The sequence below is a fragment of the Shimia sp. genome (assembly GCF_041624275.1).
GTDB lineage: Bacteria > Pseudomonadota > Alphaproteobacteria > Rhodobacterales > Rhodobacteraceae > Shimia.
On record NZ_JBFJVE010000191.1, the window covers coordinates 1 to 5,582 of the forward strand.

Sequence of the window (5,582 nt, forward strand, 5' to 3'; positions counted from 1 at the left end):
AGAGGCAATGTCCTCGCATAGGTAGTTCACCAATCCATTCCCGCGCGGAGTCCAGGCCGCAGGCCGCCGCGCATCATGCCAGAGGCATGTCTTCGACATGACGGGCCGGCCGACCGGCACGTCGATTTGGCAAGCGCATGCACTCCATTTCGAAGATGTACGGAGCTTGGCTGGGATAAACTGCGAGACATTAAGGTTGGATCGACGTACCCCGGCCCGCCGATGCGCGGCGGCCTGCGGCCTGGATTCCGCGCGGGTGATTTGATCGGGCAACTTCAGATGTGAGGGCTCGGAACAAAAAAGGCCGCCCCTCGGGGCGACCCTTTGAAACTTCCCGCACCGATCCCTTCAGTGCACATCCTTATAGGAGATCTCCCGCGCGTCGGCGCCCTCTCCCATCTTGTCGCGGCGCACCAAGAGGCGGTTCAGCGCGTGGATATAGGCCTTGGCCGAGGCGACCACCGTGTCGGTGTTGGCCGACTGGCCGGTGGCGATGTTGCCGCCCTCTTCCAGCCGCACCGAGACCGTGGCCTGGGCGTCGGTGCCCTCGGTCACCGCATGTACCTGGTAAAGCTGCAGATGCGCGGCGTTGGGGTGCAATTCGCGGATCGCCTTGAAGGTGGCGTCGACCGGCCCGTCGCCAAAGCTGGTGGCCTGAACGTCGGCGCCGTCGATCTCCATCTCGACGGTGGCCTCGGCCTGGCCGCCGGTGCCGCAGGTCACCTTCATCGAGACCAGCTTGAGCGCGTCGTTGGCGTCATCCTCGCCGGTGCGCATCAGGGCGATGATGTCGTCGTCGAAGACCTCTTTCTTGCGGTCGGCCAGATCCTTGAAGCGCACGAAGACGTCCTTCAGCTGGTTGGGGCCGAGCTCAAAGCCAAGGGTCTTCAGCTTGTCGTTCAGCGCCGCCCGGCCCGAGTGTTTGCCAAGAGGCAGCGAGGTGCCGGCGAGGCCGACGTCCTCGGGGCGCATGATCTCGAAGGTTTCCTTGTTCTTCAGCATGCCGTCCTGGTGGATGCCGCTTTCATGGGCAAAGGCGTTCTTGCCGACGATGGCCTTGTTGAACTGCACCGGAAAGCCCGAGACGGTGGCGACGCGGCGCGAGATGGCCATCAGCTTGGTGCTGTCGATGCGGGTGCGCCAGGGCATGATGTCATTGCGCACCTTGAGCGCCATCACCACCTCTTCCAGCGCCGTGTTGCCGGCGCGTTCACCGAGGCCGTTGATGGTGCATTCGATCTGGCGCGCGCCACCGGCGACGGCGGCAAGGCTGTTGGCGGTCGCCATGCCAAGGTCATTGTGGCAATGGGTGGCAAAGATCACCTCGTCGGCGCCGGGCACGGTCTCGATCAGATTGCGGATCAGGTCGGCGCTTTCGACAGGCGCGGTATAGCCGACGGTGTCGGGGATGTTGATGGTGCTGGCGCCGGCCTTGATGGCGATCTCGACCACGCGGCAGAGATAGTCCCATTCGGTGCGGGTGGCATCCATCGGCGACCACTGCACGTTGTCGCACAGGTTGCGGGCGTGGGTCACGGTCTCGTGGATCTTGTCGGCCATCTCATCCATGCTGAGGTTGGGGATGGCGCGGTGCAGTTCCGAGGTGCCGATAAAGGTGTGGATGCGGTTCTGGCGCGCGTGTTTCACCGCCTCCCAGCAGCGGTCGATATCGGCGAAATTGGCGCGGGCCAGGCCGCAGATGCGGCTGTTTTTCGAGCGTTTCGCGATCTCGGACACCGCCTTGAAGTCGCCTTCGGAGGCGATCGGGAAGCCGGCCTCGATGATGTCGACGCCCATCTCGTCGAGCATCTCGGCAATCTCGAGTTTCTCGTCATGGGTCATGGTGGCGCCGGGGCTCTGCTCGCCGTCGCGCAATGTCGTGTCAAAGATCAAGACGCGGTCTTGTTTTGCAGGTTCGGTCATTTGGAATGTCTCACTATGTCTTCTGAAGCCTAGGCGCGAATCGGCGTCCTCTGAGCGGTCGCGCCAGACAACGGCACGCTCAGAGGCGGGCTAGGAGAAGCAGGCCGGCCGGAATCGCGGCGCGGATGCGCTGTGCGGGTGCTGCGATATGGGCCTGGGTCATCATGGCTGCGATTTATACATGCACCCAAGGAAATGAAAAGCCCCTTCTGCCGCCCTGCCCGGCCTGCGTCAGGGCTCTGTCAGGATGCCGGCGGCCTGCAAAACCGCGCGTTCGGGAAACCACATCTGGTCATGCGGCTGGCGGAACATCCGCGCGACAAAGGCCGCGTCGACCCCGCGCGCCAGAAAGGTGGCGCGGTCGCGGGCCTCTTCTTCGCCTGCGTCGGCAAAGCCCAGCCGGCCCCGGTTGCTGTAGCCGTGAAAGCCAAGGCGCCCGCCGGGGCCGAGGCTGCGCCGGCTGCCGGCGATGAACAGCAGGGTGCAGGCCGAGGCGCAGGTGTCGGCGACGCGGGTGTCCATGGCGTTGTCGCGGATCAGCCGGGCGATGGCACGGGCGGCATAAACACGCCCCCCGTCGCTGGCCAGCACCACGGTGCCAAGCTCGGGGCGGGCGGCGAGCGCCGCCTTGAAGCCTTCGAACATCTCGAAGCCGACTGGGCCCGCAAGAAGGATGTGATCGGGCGCCACCGTGACCCCGCTCGGCCCCGGTTCGGGCAGCACCATCGGCGCCAGATTGTCGCGCGAGATACGGTCGAGCTGCGGCAGGACAAAGACCGGCAGGGTCGTCAGGATCGCGGCGACCGCCGCCACCGTCACCAGAAAATCGGGGGTGTCGCGCTGGTGGCGGCGCAGCGCCCGCCAACTGCCGACGACCTGCCAGAGGTACAGCGCCGCATCCAGCCACAGGGCGGCGATGCCGCCGGCCCAGGCAATCGCCAGCCGCAGCCCGAGCAGGGTGAACAGCAGCGTCACCCCGAGCCCGACCCGGCCGCGCCAATGCGCCAGAGGAAACCCGAGAACCCGTTTGAACATGCGCCAGCCTAGGCCGGATCACCCGGCCGGGCCAGCGCCTTGGCCCGGTGCCGCCCGGTGCGGCGCGGGCGATCTGGTCAGACGCCCGCCGCTCAGCCGTCGGAAGACAGGATGCCGTCGGCCCAGCGGCCGGTGCTTTCCTCGCCGGTGGCATAGCGCATGGTGCCCTCGCCCTGACGTTTGCCGGCCTTGAACATGCCTTCGTAGACATCGCCGTTGGCATAAGACGCGACGCCCTTGCCGCTGATCTCGCCGGCCTGCCATTCACCGGCATATCTGAAGCCGTCGGGCATCACGATCTCGCCGACGCCATGGCGCTGGCCATTGGCGAACTGGCCTTCATAGACCGTGCCGTCGGGATAGGTCGCCTTGCCCAGCCCGTGGCGCTGGCCCTCGGCCCATTCGCCCTCGTATCGGTAACCGTCGGCATAGGTCATCACGCCCCGGCCATGGTTGCGGGCATCGCGGAACTCGCCCTCGTAGACCAGCCCGTTGGCATAGGTCGCCCGGCCGGTGCCCTCGATCACGCCGTCCTTCCATTCGCCTTCGTAGACCGAGCCGTCGGGATAGGTGATGCGGCCGGTGCCATCGGCGAGATCGCGGCGGAACTGGCCGGCATAGACCGAGCCGTCGGGATAGGTCACGCTGCCTTCGCCCTCGATATGGCCGGCAACCCAGGAGCCGACATATTCATAACCGTCGGCGCCGCGGAAGGTGCCCTGTCCGTGGCGCTTGTCGTCTTCGAAGCTGCCGTCATAGGTATCGCCGTTGGCATAGACCACCCGCCCCTGACCTTGACGCTGGCCACCGGCCAGCTCGCCTTCGTAGACATCGCCGTTGGGCTGCGTCAGCTTGCCCGAGCCTTCGATCTGACCGGCCCGCCACAGGCCCTCGTAGACCAGCCCGTCAGGCATGGTCAGCGTGCCCTGCCCGTCGCGCTCTCCGGCGGCGATCTGCCCCGAATAGGTGGCGCCATCGGGATAGGTGATGTCGCCCATGCCCTCTTTGACGCCATTGACCCAGTCGCCGCTGTAGTGATAGCCGCCGGGGCTGGTCATCTCACCCTTGCCGTGATGCATGGCGTTCTGGAAGCCGCCTTCGTAGCGCACACCGTTGGCATAGATCGCGACCCCCTTGCCGGTGATCTTGCCGTCGACCCACTCGCCCTCGTAGGTGCCGCCGTCGGAAAAGACGATCTTGCCGATACCTTCGGGTTTGCCCTTGGCAAATTCGCCCTCATAGACCGAGCCGTTGGGAAAGCGCGCCATGCCCTGGCCCTTGATCTCGCCCTCGGACCAGTCGCCGACATATTCATAGCCATTGGGCAGCCGGTAACTGCCGGTGCCGTGCTGGAGGCCGCCTTTGAAGGTGCCTTCGTAGACGCCGCCATCATCATATTGCTTGGTCAGGACTTCCCCGTCCTGGGCCTGCGCCGGCAGGGCGAGGCTTGCAGCTGCCAGAAGACATGCAAGTGCGAGTGCCTGCGTTTTGCTCATGTTTTTTCAATCCCCACGGGTCGTCCCCAGCCTGTTCTTCGGCTTGGCAAAATCCTAAAGCAGCGCCAGACCCGGGGCAACGCCTTTTGGCGATTGCGCTTTCCCTCGGGCGCGCTTCTGCTAAATCTGCCGGTGAGGAAGTGACAGGAGGCTGGCATGGCCGAACGATTTAAACTGACCATGGCCCAGGCGAACCCGACGATGGGCGACCTCGAGGGCAACGCGGCCAAGGCACTGGCCGCCTGGGCCGAGGGCAAGGCGGCGGGCGCCGACCTGGTGGCGCTGCCCGAGATGTTCATCACCGGCTACAATGCACAGGACCTGATCCTGAAACCTGCCTTTCACCTTGCCGCCATGGCGCGGATCGAACAGCTGGCCAGGGACTGCGCCGAGGGCCCGGCACTGGCGATCGGCGGGCCGCTGGCCGATGGCGGGCGGCTTTACAACGCCTATTTCATCTGCCGGGGCGGCAAGATCGTCCATCGGCAGCGCAAGCACCACCTGCCCAATTACACCGTGTTCGACGAAGAGCGGCTGTTCGACCACGGCCCCCTGGGCGGGCCCTATGACATCAACGGCGTGCGCGTGGGCTCGCCGATCTGCGAGGATGCCTGGTTCGAGGATGTTTGCGAGACGCTGGAAGAGACCGGCGCCGAGATCCTCGTGGTGCCCAATGGCTCGCCCTATTACCGCGACAAGTTCGACCGGCGCATGAACCACATGGTAGCCCGCGTGGTCGAGACCGGCCTGCCGCTGGCCTATCTCAACATGGTCGGCGGTCAGGACGATCAGGTCTTTGATGGTGGCAGTTTCGTGCTCAATCCCGGCGGCGAGCTGGCGGTGCAACTGCCGGTCTTCGACGAGATGACCGTGCATGTGGAGTTCGAGCGCACCGCCGAGGGCTGGCGCGCCCTGCATGGGCAGAAGGCCCTGTTGCCGGCCGGCGAAGAGCAGGATTACCGGGTCTGTGTCGAGGCCCTGCGCGATTACATGGGCAAGACCGGCTTCAAGAAGGTGCTGTTGGGTCTGTCGGGCGGCATCGACTCGGCGCTGGTGGCGACCATCGCGGTGGATGCCTTGGGCGCAGAGAATGTGCGCTGTGTGATGCTGCCGTCGGAATATACCTCG

General features: G+C 65.4%; 4 protein-coding genes. 1 reads left to right on the forward strand and 3 read right to left on the reverse strand.

Features of this window, described 5'->3' with window-relative positions; translation table 11 throughout:
* Positions 1–348: 348 nt before the first annotated feature.
* The 3 genes from ABZD10_RS13085 to ABZD10_RS13095 form a co-directional block, all read right to left on the reverse strand.
* A complete protein-coding gene (locus ABZD10_RS13085; RefSeq protein ID WP_372887099.1) occupies positions 349–1,923 on the reverse strand; it encodes a 2-isopropylmalate synthase in 1,575 nt (524 codons plus the stop codon).
* A gap of 231 nt (positions 1,924–2,154) precedes the next feature.
* Positions 2,155–2,958 (reverse strand): hypothetical protein, encoded by an 804-nt coding sequence (locus tag ABZD10_RS13090; RefSeq protein ID WP_372887101.1) that lies wholly within the window; start codon positions 2,956–2,958, stop codon positions 2,155–2,157.
* A 92-nt stretch (positions 2,959–3,050) separates the two neighbouring features.
* Complete coding sequence (locus ABZD10_RS13095; protein WP_372887102.1) at positions 3,051–4,454, reverse strand: MORN repeat-containing protein; 1,404 nt, start codon at positions 4,452–4,454, stop codon at positions 3,051–3,053.
* A 156-nt stretch (positions 4,455–4,610) separates the two neighbouring features.
* On the opposite strand from ABZD10_RS13095, the gene ABZD10_RS13100 reads away from it, so the two are divergent.
* A partial coding sequence (locus ABZD10_RS13100; RefSeq protein WP_372887104.1) for a nitrilase-related carbon-nitrogen hydrolase occupies positions 4,611–5,582 on the forward strand: 972 nt, incomplete at its 3' end.